We start from the raw sequence: 15,960 nt of genomic DNA, 5'->3' as shown, positions 1-15,960 counted from the left end.
ATCTAGCCCCTTGATGTGCGGCTGGTGCCGCGTCGCACGAAGACGATGCAAAGAACGGCCACGATTGCGCAAGCGATCAGCCCCAGAATCCGTTCCATCAGACCGTCGATCCCGGTGGGCGACATCAAAAACACCGGGGACAGCACCGCCCATAGCGCGCCTAGTCCAATCAGCCACCAGCTGGCGTGCGGATGTTCGGACGCGCGCAGCCCAGCTTGCATCACCACGCATGTCAGCAGGAAAAGCGCACCCAGTCCGTAAACCAGATAGATATGGATCACGACGCCTTCGTTGTCCTTGTCGCCATATTCGTTGCGCGCGCCGATGATGATGACGAGGGCGGCCAGAACGGCGAGGGACAGGATGCCGACCGTCCAGCCGCTCTTGCCCAGATGGGCATGCGACGCGGCCAGCGCGGTGGCCATCAGACCGGCGGCAAAGCCATAAAGCGCGACATCCATTATGATTTCCCAGCGGCCCGCAGCAAGATCGCTGATCGTGTCGGAAATCCAGTTATAATCCGGCACAAAAAGGGGCGCGATAATCGTGCCAGCGATCAGTGCGGCGCATCCGGCAAGGCCGATCAGGCCGAAAACGATCAGCAGCCAAGGACGTTCGCCATGCACTTGGGCCTCTTTGGCTGGGGGCATGGCGCGACTCTCCTATTGGCGGGGGTGATGGATGCTTAACTCATTTGGCAACGCGGGGCGGCGTCAATCGTTCCACGACTCGGCCCGCGCAGGGCGGCACGAGGTAGGGGGCCATTAGATCCAGCCGTCCGAAAACCCCTTGGGGATCATCAGGATGTCGCGGTCCACGCCCCGGATATCGCGATGCCCGCAGAACGCCATCGACATGTCCAGTTCCTTGTGGATCACTTCAAGCGCGCGGGTTACGCCCGCCTCGCCCATGGCGCCCAGACCATAGATATAGGCGCGCCCGATATAAGTGCCGGTGGCACCCATCGCCAGCGCCTTGAGCACGTCCTGACCTGACCGGATACCGCTGTCCAGATGCACCTCAATCTTGTCGCCGACCGCATCCATGATGGCGGGCAGCGCGCGGATAGACGATAGCGCGCCGTCCAATTGCCGACCGCCATGGTTCGACACGATAATCGCGTCGGCGCCCACGTTCAGCGCCTCGGCTGCGTCGCGCGGATCGATGATGCCCTTGATGATAAGCGGGCCGTCCCACATGCGGCGAAACTGCCGGATGCGGTCCCAGTCGAGTGAGGCATCGAACGCCTCGTTCGTCCATGAGGTCAGATCGCTGGGGCTGCTGACACCATGGGCATGGCCGACGATATTGCCAAAAAACCGTCGTTTCGTGCCCAGCATTTCAAGACCCCAACGCGCCTTGGTCGCCATGTTGGCGATACTGCGCGCGGTCAGCTTGGGCGGGGCCGAGAGGCCATTCTTGATATCCTTGTGCCGCTGACCCAGCATTTGCAAATCAACCGTGATGACCGCAGCCGAGCATTTCGCCGCCTTCGCGCGATCAAAGAGGCGCTGCATGAAATCGTCGTCCTTGAGGGTATAAACCTGTAGCCAGAATGGCTTCTCGGTGTGCTCTGCTACATCCTCGATCGAGCAGATGGACATGGTCGAGAGGGTAAAGGGCACACCGAATTTTTCAGCCGCGCGGGCGGCCTTGATCTCGCCATCCGCGCTTTGCATGCCTGTCAGGCCGACGGGGGCGAGGGCGACGGGCATGGATACGTCCTGCCCGATCATCTGACTAGCGGTCGAGCGTCCGGCCATGTCGATTGCGACCCGCTGACGCAGCAGGATTTCGTTGAAATCGGTGGAGTTGGCGCGAAAGGTCTGTTCCGTCCAACTGCCCGATTCGGTGTAGTCGTAGAACATCCGCGGCACGCGGCGGCGATAGATGCGGTGCAGATCCTGAATATCGGTGATGACGTGCATGGGAACCTCCGGTGTGCAGACACCGTGGGTTCTAGCGGGTCAGGTGCGCGCCCTGCAATGGGCGCGGATCATCCGCGAAAAATCGGGCCGCGTCATTCGACGGGCTGGATCAGCCCTGCGATCAGTGCCTTGGCGCTGTCGCTGCTCCAATGCGCGTCACCCTGAAGTCGCGCGACCTCGCGCCCCTCTGGGTCAATGAGCACGGTGATCGGCAGGCCCAGCACGCCCATGTCGCGCGCGACCTGCTGCTTGGGATCGCGGTGCATCGGCAGGTTGGTCACGCCGATTTCGTCAAAGAACCCTTCGATGGCGGGGACCGGGTTGCGGCCCGTGGCCAGCGTCAGCACTTCGAAATCATCGCCACCGAATTCGGTCTGCAGCTCGGATAACATCGGCATTTCCTTGCGGCAGGGCGCGCACCACGTCGCCCAGAAATTCAGCAGCACGTACTTGCCGTTGTAGTCGGCCAGCGTGGCTGTGCCGCCGTCTTCTGTAGTGAAGGCCGTGGTTGACACCGCCTTGGGCGCATCGTGGAAATTCAGTTTCTTCATGTCGCCATCAAGGTTGGCGGCCATTGCCGAATAGTCGCGCGCCGGGGCCTGTGCGCCAGATTCGGTGCCCCCCCCAAGGGCGACGAAAAGGCCCACCACGATTGCACCGAGGCCGAGGGCGGGATAAAGCAGGGCGGAACGTGAAAGGCGCATTTTTCCTCCGAAGGGGCAGGCATGTCAAACAACACCTCGAACCAGATGTGGGGCGGCCGTTTCGCCGCCGGGCCCGATGCGATCATGGAGGCGATAAACGCCTCGATCGGGTTCGACAAGCGGATGGCGGCACAAGACATCGCCGGATCGAAGGCCCATGCCGCCATGCTGGCAGCCACGGGCATCGTTACAGATAGTGACGCAGCCGCGATGGCGAAAGGGCTGGATAGCGTTTTGGACGAAATCGAGAGCGGCGAGTTTGTGTTTTCCGCTGCCCTTGAGGACATTCACATGAACGTCGAGGCCCGCCTGAAAGAGGTCATTGGCGAGCCTGCTGGCCGCCTGCACACGGGCCGGTCGCGCAACGATCAGGTCGCGACCGACTTCAAACTGTGGGTGCGCGATCAGCTGGACGCGACCGAGGGCGCGCTGCTGGCGCTGATGCGTGCGCTGGTAGCGCAGGCAGAGGCGGGCGCTGATTGGGTGATGCCCGGTTTCACCCATTTGCAAGTCGCGCAGCCGGTAACGTGGGGCCATCATATGATGGCCTATGTCGAGATGTTCGCGCGCGACCTGTCCCGCATCCGCGACGCCCGCGCTCGGATGAATGAATGCCCTTTGGGCGCGGCGGCGCTGGCCGGGACGTCCTTTCCAATCAACCGCGACATGACGGCCGAGGCGCTGGGCTTTGACCGTCCGTCCGCCAATTCGCTGGATGCGGTCAGCGACCGTGATTTTGCGCTGGAGTTCCTTGGCGCGGCCAGCATCTGTGCCATGCACCTCAGCCGCATGGCCGAAGAGCTTGTGATCTGGTCCTCGGCGCAATTTCGCTTTGTCGCGCTCAGCGACCGATTTTCGACCGGATCGTCCATCATGCCGCAAAAGAAGAATCCCGACGCAGCCGAGCTGATCCGCGCCAAGATCGGGCGCATCTTTGGCGCCAATGTCGCGCTGATGATGGTGATGAAGGGGCTGCCGCTGGCCTATTCCAAGGACATGCAAGAGGACAAGGAGCAGGTATTCGACGCCGCCGACAACCTCATGCTGGCCCTCGCCGCGATGGAAGGCATGGTGCGCGACATGAGCGCCAACAAGGACGTGCTTGAGGCCGCAGCCGCCACCGGATTTTCCACTGCGACGGACCTTGCCGACTGGCTGGTGCGGGTGCTGGGAATGCCGTTTCGCGAGGCGCATCACGTCACCGGATCGCTGGTCGCGCTGGCCGAACGCAAGGGCTGTGATCTGCCCGATCTGACGCTGGCCGACATGCAGGGCGTGCATGGGGCGATCACACAGGATGTTTTTGATGTGCTGGGCGTGCATAATTCCGTCGCCAGCCGGGTAAGTTATGGCGGCACCGCGCCGGACAATGTGCGCGCGCAAGTCAAGCGTTGGCAGGAGATACTGGTATGAGACACGTAATCGCAATCATCGCGCTGGCCGCGCTGGCCGCGCTGGCCGCTTGCGGCGTCGACGGCGTGCCCATTCGCCCCGGCAGCCAAGACGAACTCGCCCCGGCCAAGAACGCGACGCCTGAAACCAGCGGGCAGGACTGGATCGGCGGAACGGCCAGCGTGCATACGGCAACGACGCTATGAAATACGTCTATCTTGCGCTGGCCGTCTGGGGCGTCATTCACCCGATGAGTTATTTTCTGCGCTGGTTCGCTGAATTCGGCTTTGATCTGGGCGGTATGGTAAACGCATGGCACGCCAACCCTGCTACCAGCGGGCTGGTCTGGGATCTGACAATTGCCGCCATCGCATTGACAGTTCTGGTGCTGGCCGAGACGTGGCGTAGCCGCGACTGGATGCGCCTTGTCGCTATTCCCGCAACGTTTTTAGTCGGTGTGAGTTGCGGTCTGCCGCTCTATCTCTACTTGCGTTTGCGCAAGAGGTAAGTGCGGATGGATACTTAACCCACTAAAAAACCATGAGTTCGGATAAGGGCGTCGACGTTGGATCATTTTCTCTATCAAGGCGGCGCATTATACGCCGAGGACGTGCCGCTGACCGAGATTGCGGCTGCGGTCGGCACACCTTTCTATGTTTATTCTACCGCTACGCTGGAGCGGCATTTCCACCTCTTTGACGAGGCGCTAGAGGGGCTGGATCACCTCGTTTGCTACGCGATGAAGGCGGCCAGCAATCAGGCGATCCTGATGACGCTGGCGCGGCTGGGCGCGGGGATGGACGTGGTGTCGGGTGGCGAATACATGCGCGCCAAGGCCGCAGGCGTGCCGGGCGACAAGATCGTGTTCTCCGGTGTGGGCAAGACGCGTGATGAGATGCGCCTCGCGCTGGTCGGCGGAATCCGCCAGTTCAACGTCGAGAGTGAGCCCGAGATGGAGGCGCTGAGCGCCGTCGCGGTGGAACTGGGCCTGATTGCGCCGATCACGGTGCGGGTGAACCCGGATGTGGATGCCAAGACGCATGCCAAGATCGCGACCGGCAAGAGCGAGAACAAGTTCGGCATCCCGATCGCGCGTGCGCGCGAAGTCTATCGTCTCGCTGCTAGCTTGCCGGGGCTGGAGGTCATCGGCATCGACGTGCATATCGGCAGCCAATTGACCGATCTGGAGCCGTTCCGGCAGGCATACCTCAAGGTTGCCGAACTGACCGAAATACTACGCGCGGATGGTCACAATATCAGGCGGCTGGATCTGGGCGGGGGCCTCGGTATTCCCTACACGCGCGGTAACGAGGCACCGCCGCTGCCCAGCCAATATGGCGCGATGATCAAGGACACGCTGGGCCATCTGGACTGCGAGATCGAGATCGAGCCGGGACGCTTGATCGCCGGAAACGCTGGCCTAATGGTGAGCGAGATTATTTATGTCAAATCCGGTGAGGGTCGTGACTTTCTGATCCTCGACGGGGCGATGAACGACCTGATCCGGCCCGCCATGTATGATGCTTGGCACGATATCGTCCCGGTGATCGAGCCTGAGGCGGGCGCCGAGCAACGCCCCTATGACATCGTCGGCCCGGTCTGCGAAAGCGGCGATACCTTTGCCAGGCAGCGCATGATGCCCGCGCTGTCCGCTGGTGATCTGGTCGCCTTTCGCAGCGCCGGGGCATACGGCGCAGTGATGGCGAGCGAGTATAATACGCGGCCTCTCATCCCCGAAGTTTTGGTCCATGGGCATGAATTTGCCGTGATCCGGGCGCGGCCGAGCTTTGACGAGATGATAAATCGCGATACCATCCCCGAATGGCTGTAGTGCGCTGCGGCCCTATCCGGAGAGGTTTATGGACCAGCGTCCCAAACTGACAGGCCCATTGCAGGCGCGTCTGCGTATTCCGCTGACGTTGACCTGGGCCGGTCTGCTGGCCGAGCGGCTGGTGCGCGCGTTCTGGCCGCTCTGGACGCTGCTGATCGCCGTTTTTGCCGCGCTGATGCTGGGCGTGCAGGACCATGTCTCATTCGAATTGGTGGCAGGAGCCGCCATTGCCGCTGCTCTGGGTGCGCTGGCATTGTTGGTCGTAGGGCTGGCTCGTTTTCGTTGGCCGCGCCGGGGAGAGGCGCTGGCGAGGCTGGACGCGGCGCTGCCAGGGCGGCCCTTGCAGGCGCTGGGCGATGCGCAGGCGATCGGACGGGGCGATCCCGCGTCCGAGGCGCTGTGGCAGGCGCACCGCACCCGCATGGAGCAGGCGGCCAAGTGTGCGCGCGCCCCAAGGCCTGATCTGCGGGTGGCGCGTTTCGATCCCTTCGGTCTGCGCTATATCGCGCTGCTGGGGCTGGTGGTTGCCATGCTGTTCGGCTCGGTCTGGCGCATCGCCTCGCCAGTGCCAATGGCGCCGGGCGGTGGCGCGCTGGCCGCCGGACCGACATGGGAGGGCTGGATCGAGCCGCCTGTGTATACCGGGCTGCCCAGCCTTTATCTGGCGGACCAAGGGACAGATCTGCAAGTGCCCATCGGCAGTCGCGTGGTCCTGCGATTTTACGGCGAGGTCGGCGCGCTGGCGCTAGCTGAAACGGTATCGGGCCGCACAACGGACGTCGGTGCGGCCAGCGATCCGGCGCAAGGTTTCGACGTGGTGCAGGACGGCACGTTGGCGATCACCGGCCCCGGTGGGCGCAGTTGGGACATCCGTGCCTTGCCCGATGCGCCGCCCGTCGCCACGCTGCTGAGCGAGGGTGCCAAGACCACATTTGACGGGCAGATGAGCCAGCCTTTCACCGCGCGCGACGATTACGGCGTGACCGGCGGCACAGCTACGTTTGTGCTGAACCTCACCGAGGTCGACCGGCGCTATGGGCTGGCGAGCGAGCCGGAGGCGCGCGATCCCATCATGCTGGACTTACCGTTGCCGATCACCGGCAGCCGTACCGAATTCACCGAGGCGCTGGTTGAGAACCTGTCACAACACCCGTGGGCGCATTTGCCTGTCACGCTCACCATTGAGGCGCGCGATGCGGCGTCGCAGGTTGGCGTCAGTGCGCCTATGCAGATGGATCTGCCAGCGCGCCGCTTTTTCGATCCGCTGGCGGCTGCCGTTATCGAGCAGCGGCGCGATCTGTTGTGGAACCGAACCAACGCGCGCCGCGTGGCACAGGTGATCCGCGCGATTTCCTATCAGCCCGAGGACAAGCTGTTCCGCGATCCGGCTGATTTCCTCAAGCTGCGCACGATTCTGCGGCGGCTGGAGGCGTCGCTGAAGGCGGACGGGCCTGGCCCCGAGACCCGCGATGAGCTGGCTGAGGCACTGTGGGATTTGGCCGTGACGCTGGAGGATGGCGATATCGCCGACGCGTTAGAGCGGATGCGCGAGGCTCAGGAGCGGCTGAGCGAGGCAATGCGCAATGGCGCGACCGAAGATGAGGTCGCGCGTCTGATGCAGGAGTTGCGCGATGCGACGGATGACTACCTGCGCCAGAAATCCCAGCAGGCACAGCGCGAAAACGACACCGATCAGCCGGACCGTGGCGAGCAGAACATGACGATGCTCAGTCAGCAGGATCTGCAGGACATGATGGACCGCATTGAGGATCTGATGAGTCAGGGCCGCATGGCCGAGGCCGAAGAGGCGCTGCGCCAGTTTCAGGAAATGATGGAGAACCTGCGCGTCACCGAGGGCCAGCCCGGCGAGGGTGAGGGCGGCGCCGGCCAAGAGGCGATGGAGGGGCTGGCAGATACGCTTCGCGAGCAGCAGGGCCTGTCGGATCAGGCCTTCCGTGACCTGCAAGAGCAGTTCAACCCCGGCGCGCAGTCGGGCCAGAGCCAAGGCAACGAGGGCCGCAATGGCGGGATGGGCCGCGGGCAAAGCCACGAGGGTCAGGGCGGCAGCGGTGATAGCAGCGGGGGCGACGGCGAGGGTCAGCCAAGCGGGCAGGGCGGCAATTTGGCCGACCGGCAGGAGGCGCTGAGGCAGGAGCTTGAGCGTCAGCGCGGCAGCCTGCCCGGCAGAGGTGAGGCGGGCGAAGAGGCGCGCGGCGCGCTGGACCGCGCGGGCGAGGCGATGGACGGCGCCGAAGAGGCGCTGCGAGGCGGCGATTTGGCCGAGGCGATCGATCGGCAGGCCGAGGCGATGGATGCATTGCGCGATGGAATGCGAAATCTGGGAGAGGCGCTGGCCGAGGAAAACGGCAACCGTCAGGGTGGGCAGGGGCAAGCCAGCGGGGCCACCGGCGGGCAGCAATCCGATCCGTTGGGACGCACGCCGGGTCAGGGCGACCGCGCCGGAACCGATAGTGATCTGCTGCAGGGCGAGGATGTCTATCGCCGCGCGCGGGAGTTACTGGATGAGCTGCGCCGCCGCTCGGGCGAAGGCGCGCGCCCCGAGGTCGAGCGCGACTATCTGGAACGCCTGCTGGAGCGGTTTTAGCGGCTTACGCCGTGGCCTTGGGTGCAGGTGGCGCGCGCAGCGCCGCGATCGCTTCGATCAGGGCGGCGGCGATGATCAAAAGGCCCCCGGACAGGCGGTAGAGGCCGAATGGCTCATCAAGGAATATCGCGCCGGACACAACGCCCGCGACGATTTCGAGCGTAAAGAGAAAGCTGAGCAATCCGGGTGGCAGGCGCTGCGCGCTCCACAGCGTCACGCCCAGTACCGGCACGAGGTAAACCGCCCCCAACGCCAGCGACGCCAACAGCGCTGGGGCGTTGGAGGGGGTCGGCATCGCCTCGCCAGTGATCCACGCGAAGGCTAGCGACAGCAGCATTGCCCAAATCACTGTCGCTAGCGTCAGCGCCGACGTGGTGGATTTCCTGCCGGTAAAGACCAGTGCGGCGCCGATCGCCCAAGACACGCCCGACAACAAGGCCAGCGCATCGCCCAGATTGATGGCCGCCAGTGATATGTCACCCCCCATGACCAGATACGCGCCGCCCAGCGACAGGCTGAGCGTCAAGGTTGAGGTGGCCCGCCAGCGCCGTCCGAGAAAGGCCCACTCGATGATTTTGCTCCACGCAGGGGCGAGGTAGAACAGCAGGATGACACGCACCACGTCGGAGAGCGTGAAGGCGACCGAGTAGGACGCGAAGGCGACCCCGACCAGCGCCGCGCCCAGAATGGTGCGCGCGCTCAGGCGCAAATGCACGCGGGCGACGATCATGTAGGCACCGATGGCCAGCGCCGCGCCCAGATTGCAGATAATGCCGGCCTGCGCGCCGCTCAGGCCCATGCTTTCGATCCAGCGGATCGGCATCCACCACAGGCCCCACATGATCGCCGAAACGAACGTCAGCGCGACGGGGGCCAGCGGACTGCCAACCAGTGGGCTGCCGCTAGAGGGGGTCATTGCGGCGTCATTGCGGTCAGTTACCGGTTCCGTCGTTCGCGGGCGCGCCAGTAGTCCCGCCTGCGCCGGTCACATTGTCCAGCCACAGCATCGCTGCGGCAAACTGGCTATCCAGCCATTGACGCAGCCCGTCGACCCAGCCGACGTAATCGGACAGCACGTCGCGCAGGGCGGGCAGCATGTCGGATAGAAGCGGCGCAAAAATATAAAGCAAAAGCGCGACGATCGCGATCAATACTGCCAGCAGGAACCCGCGCCGGAACCCACCGCGCGGGCGCGCGGCGGCATCGGAATGGAGATCATAGGCGGCTTCGTCTGACTGCGGCCCCCGATCGGGAGAGAGCGAGGAGTTGATCTCTTCGATATCGGGAAAGAGGCTGCGCCGCGTTGTCGGGTCGATGCTGTCATCAGCGATGTCTTCTTCGTCGGTTTGGCTATCATCACCGCGCATACGGGCCATTTGCAGACGTGCCTCTCGGATGCGATGCATCTCGTCGGTCTCATCCGCAAGGCCCAAATCGGGCTGTGTTTCGAGGCCGCCCTGAGCTGCGGCGCGCGCGCGCTTTTCGCGCTCGGCCTCTTCGCGCAGGACGCTGGCGATCGACGGGTCTATTTCGCGGCGTTCGAGCCGTTCGTTGCGCGGGAGGGCTTCGTCGCTTTGCTCATTATGTTCTTGTTCGCGTGCCGGGTCGTCATCGATGCTATCTGCGTCTGCGTCTGCGTCTGCGTCTGCGTCTGCGTCTGCGTCTGCCTCGTGCGGCTGCGCTGCGCTATGCAATGAGGGCGGTTCAACATCTTCGTCGGCCGGCGCGGCGTCGTCGGCGCGGGGCGTACTATCGCTCCAGTCATCCGCATCCTGATCTGTGGCCGGGCCGTGATCCGCATCCTCATCCAGGGTCGGGCCGTGATCGGCGTCGTCGTCCACGGGATGATCGGGATGGGCCTGAAACCACGTGTCGCCGCAATTTGAGCATTGCACATCGCGACCCGCGTCGGGGATCACTTCGTCCGGGACTTCGTATTGAGCCTCGCAATTCGGGCAAGTCAGCCTCATATTCGCACCTGTCGCCTGTCCCCGTTTGCCGAGCTGTTCATCGCCCAAGTCACCCTAGGGTTTAAAGGATGGATCGAAAAGAGCAAAGGAATTGCGCCACCCCGATTGCAACACAGGGCGCACTGGGGCATTTAAGGCTCGTAACGGGCATAAGGGGCAGCCGGTGATCGAGCTGGAAAATGTGGCCTATTCCTATGGCGGCGGCGAATTGCTGAGCGATATCACGCTGCGTTTGCAGCCGGGATCGTTTCACTTTCTGACCGGACCATCGGGCGCGGGCAAGACGACGCTGCTAAAGCTGCTGTATGGTGCGCTGATGCCGACGGCAGGGCAGGTGCGCCTGTTTGACGCCGATGTGCGTGAGCTGACGCGCGACGACATCGCACTGGCGCGGCGCAGGATCGGCGTGGTGCATCAGGATTGCCAGTTTCTAAACCATCTCAGCGTGGCCGAGAATATCGCCCTGCCGCTGATGGTGTCGGATCGCGACATGCTGGCCGAAGACGCAAACCTGCACGAACTGATCGGCTGGGTCGGCCTGACGCAGCGTGCGAACGCCCTGCCGCCCGAGCTGTCTGGAGGCGAGCGTCAGCGCGCGGCACTGGCGCGCGCTATTATCATGTCGCCCGATGTCATTCTGGCAGATGAGCCCACCGGCAACGTTGATTGGGAGATGTCTCAGCGCCTGATGCGCCTGTTGATGGAGCTGAATCGCATGGGCAAGACGATCATGATCGCGACGCATGATCTGGCCTTGATCCGTGCGGCCAAGACGCATGTGCAGGCGCGCGTCCTGCGTATTTCGAACCGACGGTTGCAACTGGCGGGGGCGGATCTGTGAAGCTGAATATGGACAAGCTACGCGGCCTTTTTGCCGGGGACGGTGGCGCGGACCGGGTCGTGCCGCCGACGGGCTATACTGCGTGGCTGACGCTGTTTGCAGCGGGCGCGATGGCGTTCCTGGCCGTTTTTGCGCTGGCCCTGTCGCTGGCGACAGCGCGGTTGGCCGATCGTTGGGGTGACGCATTGGCGCGCAGCTCGACCTTGCGGATATCGGCGCCCGAGGGGCAGATGATCGCCCAGACCGACGCCGCGCTGAAGGTTCTGGGCACGACGCCCGGCATCGCCACTGCCCGCGCTCTGGGTGTCGAAGAACAGCGCGCGCTGCTCGCGCCTTGGTTTGGCCCCGATTTACCGATCGAGAGCTTGCCGATCCCTCAACTGGTTGAAATCATAGAGGAAGGCGCGGGTTATGACGCCGCAAGTCTGCGCCTGCGCCTCGCCGCCGAAGTGCCCGGCGCGGTGTTGGACGATCACACCCGTTGGCGTGCGCCGCTGGTGCGCGCGGCGTCGCGGCTGCGACTGCTGGGGGGGGTATCGCTGATCCTGATCGCGGCGACCGTTGCCGCGATGATTACGCTGGCCGCCAACGCCGCATTGTCGGCCAACGCGCAGGTCATTGGTGTCCTGCGCCTGGTTGGTGCGCGGGATGGTTATATCGTGCAGGCCTTTGTGCGGCGCTTCACCTTGCGCGCGCTGGGCGGCGCGGCGGTGGGCATGGTGCTGGGCTGTATCGCGGTCATGTTTCTGCCCCGCACTGAGGTGGGCGGTGGATTTCTGACGGGGCTGGGATTTCAGGGCTGGCACTGGCTGTGGCCGCTGACGATCCCGCTCTTGTCGGGTGGCGTCGCGTATCTGGCAACACGCGCGGCGGCGCAGCGTACGCTGAGGGACATGCCGTGAGCGGCGCCGTTCAATGGCTGCGCTCGCTGGCGTTCATCGTGGCGATGTATCTGGCAATGGCGGTAATCGGGATCGTATTGTTCCCTTGGGCGCTGGTCAGCGCGCGGGGCGCACGCGTCGGGTGCAAGGCGTTCTGCGCATGGGTGCGCTGGAGCGCGGCATGGATGGTGGGCCTGCGCACCGAGATTCGCGGCACACCGCCAACAGGCGAAGTCTTGATCGCTGCCAAGCATCAGTCGTTCCTTGATATCATCATGATCTTTGGTGCGGTCCCGGCAGGTAAATTCATCATGAAGCGCGAGCTGATGTGGGCCCCGATCCTAGGCCAATACGCCCTGCGCATCGGATGTATCCCGGTCAATCGCGGCAAGCGCAGCGCTGCGATCAAGAAGATGGTTGCCGACGTCGCACGCGGTGCGTCGCGCCCGGGTCAGCTGATCATCTACCCCCAAGGCACGCGCGTCGCGCCGGGCGTGTCCGCGCCTTACAAGATCGGCTCGGGCGCGATCTATGAGGCGCTGGAGCAGGATTGCGTGCCGGCTGCGACGAATGTCGGTGTGTTCTGGCCGCGCCACGGCATCCTGCGCAAGCCGGGGCTGGCCGTGGTCGAATTCCTCCCGCCAATCAAGGCGGGTACGGGCCGTGTTGAGTTCATGGCCCGACTGGAGAGCGAGATCGAGAGCGCGTCAAACGCGCTGATGAAAGAGGCGGGGTTTCAGGCTGATGGACTACGTTGAGGACATCGCGGCGCTTGAGGCGCTTTATGGCCCTCCGGGCGAGGCCAGCCTGCGCAAGGTGACGGACCGGCTGACGCCACTATACTCAAAATGGATCGCCGCGTCGCGGTTTTGCGTCCTCAGCACGGTAGGCCCCGACGGCACTGATGGCAGCCCGCGTGGCGATACCGGGTCAGTGGTGATGCAGTTGGGCGAACGCACGCTGGCGATGCCGGATTGGCGTGGCAACAACCGGATGGACAGCATTCGCAACATCGTCCGGGACGGGCGGCTTTCGCTGATGTTCATGGTGTCGGGGTCGAATACAGTCGTGCGGGTGAATGGGCGTGGACGTGTCACGACAGACCCTGTGCTGCTGGGGCGCTTTGGCAAGGACGGAAAACTGCCCCGTTCGGTCGTCGTAATAGAGATTGCGGAGGTTTACACCCAATGCTCGCGCGCCCCCATGCGCGCGCAGATCTGGGGCCGCGACGATAGCGCAGGCCTGCCTACAGCAGGCGAAATTCTGGCCGAAGCATCCAATGGGGCGGTCGGTGGCGCAGACTATGACGCAGAGTGGTCTGCACGTGCCGAGAAAACCATGTGGTAGCGGCCCATACATCTGGGACATACGGGCCGCCGCGTACTCTTTAGGCGTGAATTGCGCCGTCGCCGCAGGCCAGCGCGGCCTCGCGCACAGCCTCGGAATAGGTCGGATGGGCGTGACAGGTCATCGCCAGATCCTGCGCTGCGGCGCCAAATTCCATCGCGACGCAAACCTCGTGGATCAGATCGCCTGCCGACGGGCCGATGATATGGCAGCCCAGAATGCGGTCTGTTTCCTTGTCGGCGAGGATTTTCACAAAGCCATCGGCGGCAAAATTCGCCTTGGCGCGGGCATTGCCCATAAAGCTGAACTTGCCGGTCTTATAGTCGCGCCCGGCGTCTTTTAGCTCGGCCTCAGTCGCGCCCACGCTCGCCACTTCGGGGTGGGTATAGATCACGCTGGGGATGACGCCGTAATTGACATGGCCATGCTTGCCCGCCAGCACTTCGGCGCAGGCCATGCCCTCATCCTCGGCCTTGTGGGCCAGCATCGGGCCGTCGATGGCGTCGCCGATGGCGTAGACGCCTTTGACGTTGGTCTGCCAGTGATCGTCGGTCTTGATCTGGCCGCCCTTGGACATCTCGACGCCGAGCTTGTCCAACCCCAGACCATCGGTAAACGGGCGGCGGCCAGTGGCGAGCAGCACTGTATCGGCCTCGAGCTGCTCCTCCTTGTCATTCTTGCGCAGGGTGTATTTCACGATGGCATTGCCGCCCTTGACCTCACAGGACTGCACGGCGGCGCCCATGATGAACTTTAGCCCCTGCTTTTTCAGGGTGCGCTGAAAGGTCTTTTGCACCTCAGCGTCCATACCCGGCGTGATCGCGTCGAGATATTCGACCACAGTCACCTCGGCCCCAAGGCGCGCATAGACGCTGCCCATCTCCAGCCCGATGACGCCTGCGCCGATCACAACCATCTTCTTGGGTATCTTGCCCAACTCCAGTGCGCCGGTGGAGGACACGATTGTTTTCTCGTCGACCTCGACGCCCTTGAGGCTGGAGGGTTCCGAGCCGGACGCGATGATGATGTTTTTCGCCTCATGGGTGTCGTCACCGACCGTGACCTTGCCTGCCTCGGGGATGGACGCCCACCCCTTGATCCAGTCGATTTTGTTCTTTTTGAACAGGAACTCGATCCCCTTGGTATTTCCGTCGATCGTTTCCTGCTTGTAGGCCAGCATCTGTTTCCAATCGACCGAGGGGCTTTTGCCTTTGAGGCCCATGGACGCAAAATTATGCTCGGCCTCATGCAGCATGTGCGACGCGTGCAACAGCGCCTTGGAAGGAATGCAGCCGATATTCAGGCATGTGCCACCCAGCGTATCACGCCCCTCGACGCAGGCGGTTTTCAGGCCCAGCTGCGCGCAGCGGATGGCGGCGACATAGCCGCCGGGGCCGGAGCCGATAATGATGACATCATACGTGGCCATTGCGGATTTCCTTTGGATCAGGTGCGGTTGGCGCCAAACAGACAGGGAAATGGCTGGAGGGTCAACCGGAGGGGGTGTTTGCGTGTGTCCGGATATGAGTATTTTTGGAACAGTGAAAGATCACAAGAGCGCCGCGAGCAGCATGAGCGTGGTCGCGCCGAAACCGATGGCCCAGATGAGCGATCGCCAAGGAACCAGGCCGAAATAGTAGGCCGGAACATAGGCGATGCGGGCGATGAGGTAGATATAGCCGCAGGTCGCCGTCAACGCCGTAGACTGGTCTGAGATCGTAATGACACTGCAGGCGATGGCAAAGAGGATTAGCCCCTCGAAATGGTTGTTCAAGGCCCGCGCGAGGCGGGCGGTACCCCGGCTGACTTGTTGCTCCATCGGGCCACCCATCTGGTCGAGGTCGCGCGGCGACATGGTTTTGGCAGGGCCAAGTTCGAGGTTGGCGGGGATCGCCATGAGGGCGAATTGGACCACTTGGAAGAGGGCGGCGAGGGTTAGCGCGGTGAGTTCGGGGGTCATTTGATGGTTGCCCGATATTGACTTTCTTCGGATAGGCCGAAGTGATTTGCCCCAAGCCACATGCAGAAATAAACTACGGCGAAGGGCGGAAAGAAAATCGATACAATTACGCCAAGCCCTGCAAAAAGGAATGGCTGCCGAACGAAAGTGGGCAAGATTCCTATCAATCGCAGCAGATCAATATGGAAGTTCCAAAGCGCTGCGAAGATTGCCATCCCGGATTGGAAAACCACCTCAATGCCGCCGCGCGCCGCCGCCTTCGGTTCAATCTCGTTCGTTTTCGGTTCATCGGAGATTGATTGCGGCACGTTCTCACTGACAATACTGGACGCGTCTGTCTTAGATGCCAGTAGCCAGCCGATGAAAGCACCCAAGGGTGTAAGAAACACCGCTGCGTTGTAAGCGGTGCCTCCCACTGCGACCCCCATTGACGACCCGGTAAACAGGCCCAAAAAGGCTCCGGCAAAGATAAATCCCGTTGATCGCTTCATGGCTGTGTCC

The 15,960-nt window shown here is 63.1% G+C and carries 17 protein-coding genes; 9 read left to right on the top strand and 8 right to left on the bottom strand.

All coding sequences use genetic code 11. The annotated features are described in order from the left end of the window. Positions 1–2 precede the first annotated feature (2 nt). The 3 genes from U3654_RS14645 to U3654_RS14635 form a co-directional block, all read right to left on the bottom strand. The gene (locus U3654_RS14645; protein WP_324752287.1) at positions 3–650 is read right to left on the bottom strand and encodes a DUF998 domain-containing protein; all 648 of its coding nucleotides are present in this window, start codon (positions 648–650) and stop codon (positions 3–5) included. A gap of 114 nt (positions 651–764) precedes the next feature. Further along, on the bottom strand, positions 765–1,928 hold the full coding sequence (locus U3654_RS14640) for an alpha-hydroxy acid oxidase (protein WP_324752286.1): 1,164 nt from the start codon (positions 1,926–1,928) through the stop codon (positions 765–767). 92 nt (positions 1,929–2,020) lie between these two features. Beyond that, positions 2,021–2,632: a TlpA disulfide reductase family protein gene (locus tag U3654_RS14635; protein ID WP_324752285.1), complete on the bottom strand. Its 612-nt coding sequence runs from the start codon at positions 2,630–2,632 to the stop codon at positions 2,021–2,023. A 21-nt stretch (positions 2,633–2,653) separates the two neighbouring features. On the opposite strand from U3654_RS14635, the gene argH reads away from it, so the two are divergent. Genes argH through U3654_RS14610 form a run of 5 tightly spaced genes read left to right on the top strand, consistent with a single transcriptional unit; the run spans position 2,654 to position 8,460 of the window. After that, positions 2,654–4,045 carry an argininosuccinate lyase gene (gene argH, locus U3654_RS14630; protein ID WP_324752284.1) on the top strand — a complete coding sequence of 464 codons (1,392 nt, stop codon included), beginning with the start codon at positions 2,654–2,656 and terminating at the stop codon, positions 4,043–4,045. Beyond that, a complete protein-coding gene (locus U3654_RS14625) occupies positions 4,042–4,230 on the top strand; it encodes an argininosuccinate lyase (RefSeq protein ID WP_324752283.1) in 189 nt (62 codons plus the stop codon). The genes argH and U3654_RS14625 overlap by 4 nt, the downstream gene beginning before the upstream one ends. Next, positions 4,227–4,532, top strand: coding sequence for a DUF2834 domain-containing protein (locus tag U3654_RS14620; RefSeq protein ID WP_324752282.1), 306 nt, complete (start codon positions 4,227–4,229; stop codon positions 4,530–4,532). Before U3654_RS14625 ends, U3654_RS14620 begins: the two co-directional genes overlap by 4 nt. Before the next feature lie 57 nt (positions 4,533–4,589). After that, on the top strand, positions 4,590–5,855 hold the full coding sequence (gene lysA / locus U3654_RS14615; protein ID WP_324752281.1) for a diaminopimelate decarboxylase: 1,266 nt from the start codon (positions 4,590–4,592) through the stop codon (positions 5,853–5,855). A 28-nt stretch (positions 5,856–5,883) separates the two neighbouring features. Further along, entirely contained in the window at positions 5,884–8,460 is a 2,577-nt protein-coding gene (locus tag U3654_RS14610) for a TIGR02302 family protein (protein WP_324752280.1), read from the top strand. A gap of 4 nt (positions 8,461–8,464) precedes the next feature. Here the strand turns inward: U3654_RS14610 and U3654_RS14605 are convergent, their stop codons facing one another. After that, positions 8,465–9,376, bottom strand: a complete 912-nt coding sequence (locus U3654_RS14605) for a DMT family transporter (protein ID WP_324752279.1) — start codon at positions 9,374–9,376, stop codon at positions 8,465–8,467. 16 nt (positions 9,377–9,392) lie between these two features. Beyond that, a complete protein-coding gene (locus U3654_RS14600) occupies positions 9,393–10,430 on the bottom strand; it encodes a zinc-ribbon domain-containing protein (RefSeq protein ID WP_324752278.1) in 1,038 nt (345 codons plus the stop codon). 163 nt (positions 10,431–10,593) lie between these two features. On the opposite strand from U3654_RS14600, the gene U3654_RS14595 reads away from it, so the two are divergent. From U3654_RS14595 to U3654_RS14580, 4 genes are read left to right on the top strand one after another with little or no spacing between them, the layout of a single operon-like run. Further along, positions 10,594–11,271, top strand: coding sequence for a cell division ATP-binding protein FtsE (locus tag U3654_RS14595; RefSeq protein WP_324752277.1), 678 nt, complete (start codon positions 10,594–10,596; stop codon positions 11,269–11,271). Positions 11,272–11,279: 8 nt separating this feature from the next. Then, entirely contained in the window at positions 11,280–12,173 is an 894-nt protein-coding gene (locus U3654_RS14590; protein ID WP_324752276.1) for a cell division protein FtsX, read from the top strand. Then, positions 12,170–12,910, top strand: a complete 741-nt coding sequence (locus U3654_RS14585; RefSeq protein WP_324752275.1) for a lysophospholipid acyltransferase family protein — start codon at positions 12,170–12,172, stop codon at positions 12,908–12,910. Before U3654_RS14590 ends, U3654_RS14585 begins: the two co-directional genes overlap by 4 nt. Beyond that, a complete protein-coding gene (locus U3654_RS14580) occupies positions 12,897–13,499 on the top strand; it encodes a pyridoxamine 5'-phosphate oxidase family protein (protein ID WP_324752274.1) in 603 nt (200 codons plus the stop codon). The genes U3654_RS14585 and U3654_RS14580 overlap by 14 nt, the downstream gene beginning before the upstream one ends. Positions 13,500–13,539: 40 nt before the next feature. On the opposite strand, the gene lpdA is transcribed toward U3654_RS14580, so the two are convergent. The 3 genes from lpdA to U3654_RS14565 all read right to left on the bottom strand — a co-directional run bounded on the left by lpdA (position 13,540) and on the right by U3654_RS14565 (position 15,950). Further along, positions 13,540–14,928 (bottom strand): dihydrolipoyl dehydrogenase, encoded by a 1,389-nt coding sequence (gene lpdA / locus U3654_RS14575; protein WP_324752273.1) that lies wholly within the window; start codon positions 14,926–14,928, stop codon positions 13,540–13,542. A 120-nt stretch (positions 14,929–15,048) separates the two neighbouring features. Beyond that, on the bottom strand, positions 15,049–15,459 hold the full coding sequence (locus tag U3654_RS14570; RefSeq protein ID WP_324752272.1) for an MAPEG family protein: 411 nt from the start codon (positions 15,457–15,459) through the stop codon (positions 15,049–15,051). Then, positions 15,456–15,950, bottom strand: a complete 495-nt coding sequence (locus tag U3654_RS14565; RefSeq protein ID WP_324752271.1) for a hypothetical protein — start codon at positions 15,948–15,950, stop codon at positions 15,456–15,458. The genes U3654_RS14570 and U3654_RS14565 overlap by 4 nt, the downstream gene beginning before the upstream one ends. Between the last annotated feature and the right edge of the window lie 10 nt (positions 15,951–15,960).

This window comes from Roseovarius sp. Pro17 (genome assembly GCF_035599575.1).
GTDB lineage: Bacteria > Pseudomonadota > Alphaproteobacteria > Rhodobacterales > Rhodobacteraceae > Roseovarius.
The sequence above is the reverse complement of the archived record's forward strand: the minus strand, read 5'-3'. Positions and strand labels throughout refer to the sequence as shown.

What these genes read in the sequence shown, in the direction of transcription:
- U3654_RS14635 (WP_324752285.1), bottom strand. Translation starts at nt 2,632, where the DNA reads ATGCGCCTTTCACGTTCCGCCCTGCTTTATCCCGCCCTCGGCCTCGGT.
- U3654_RS14625 (WP_324752283.1), top strand. Translation starts at nt 4,042, where the DNA reads ATGAGACACGTAATCGCAATCATCGCGCTGGCCGCGCTGGCCGCGCTG.
- U3654_RS14565 (WP_324752271.1), bottom strand. Translation starts at nt 15,950, where the DNA reads ATGAAGCGATCAACGGGATTTATCTTTGCCGGAGCCTTTTTGGGCCTG.
- U3654_RS14600 (WP_324752278.1), bottom strand. Translation starts at nt 10,430, where the DNA reads ATGAGGCTGACTTGCCCGAATTGCGAGGCTCAATACGAAGTCCCGGAC.
- U3654_RS14640 (WP_324752286.1), bottom strand. Translation starts at nt 1,928, where the DNA reads ATGCACGTCATCACCGATATTCAGGATCTGCACCGCATCTATCGCCGC.
- argH (WP_324752284.1), top strand. Translation starts at nt 2,654, where the DNA reads ATGTCAAACAACACCTCGAACCAGATGTGGGGCGGCCGTTTCGCCGCC.
- lpdA (WP_324752273.1), bottom strand. Translation starts at nt 14,928, where the DNA reads ATGGCCACGTATGATGTCATCATTATCGGCTCCGGCCCCGGCGGCTAT.
- U3654_RS14605 (WP_324752279.1), bottom strand. Translation starts at nt 9,376, where the DNA reads ATGACCCCCTCTAGCGGCAGCCCACTGGTTGGCAGTCCGCTGGCCCCC.
- U3654_RS14645 (WP_324752287.1), bottom strand. Translation starts at nt 650, where the DNA reads ATGCCCCCAGCCAAAGAGGCCCAAGTGCATGGCGAACGTCCTTGGCTG.
- U3654_RS14580 (WP_324752274.1), top strand. Translation starts at nt 12,897, where the DNA reads ATGGACTACGTTGAGGACATCGCGGCGCTTGAGGCGCTTTATGGCCCT.
- U3654_RS14570 (WP_324752272.1), bottom strand. Translation starts at nt 15,459, where the DNA reads ATGACCCCCGAACTCACCGCGCTAACCCTCGCCGCCCTCTTCCAAGTG.
- U3654_RS14590 (WP_324752276.1), top strand. Translation starts at nt 11,280, where the DNA reads ATGGACAAGCTACGCGGCCTTTTTGCCGGGGACGGTGGCGCGGACCGG.
- U3654_RS14620 (WP_324752282.1), top strand. Translation starts at nt 4,227, where the DNA reads ATGAAATACGTCTATCTTGCGCTGGCCGTCTGGGGCGTCATTCACCCG.
- U3654_RS14610 (WP_324752280.1), top strand. Translation starts at nt 5,884, where the DNA reads ATGGACCAGCGTCCCAAACTGACAGGCCCATTGCAGGCGCGTCTGCGT.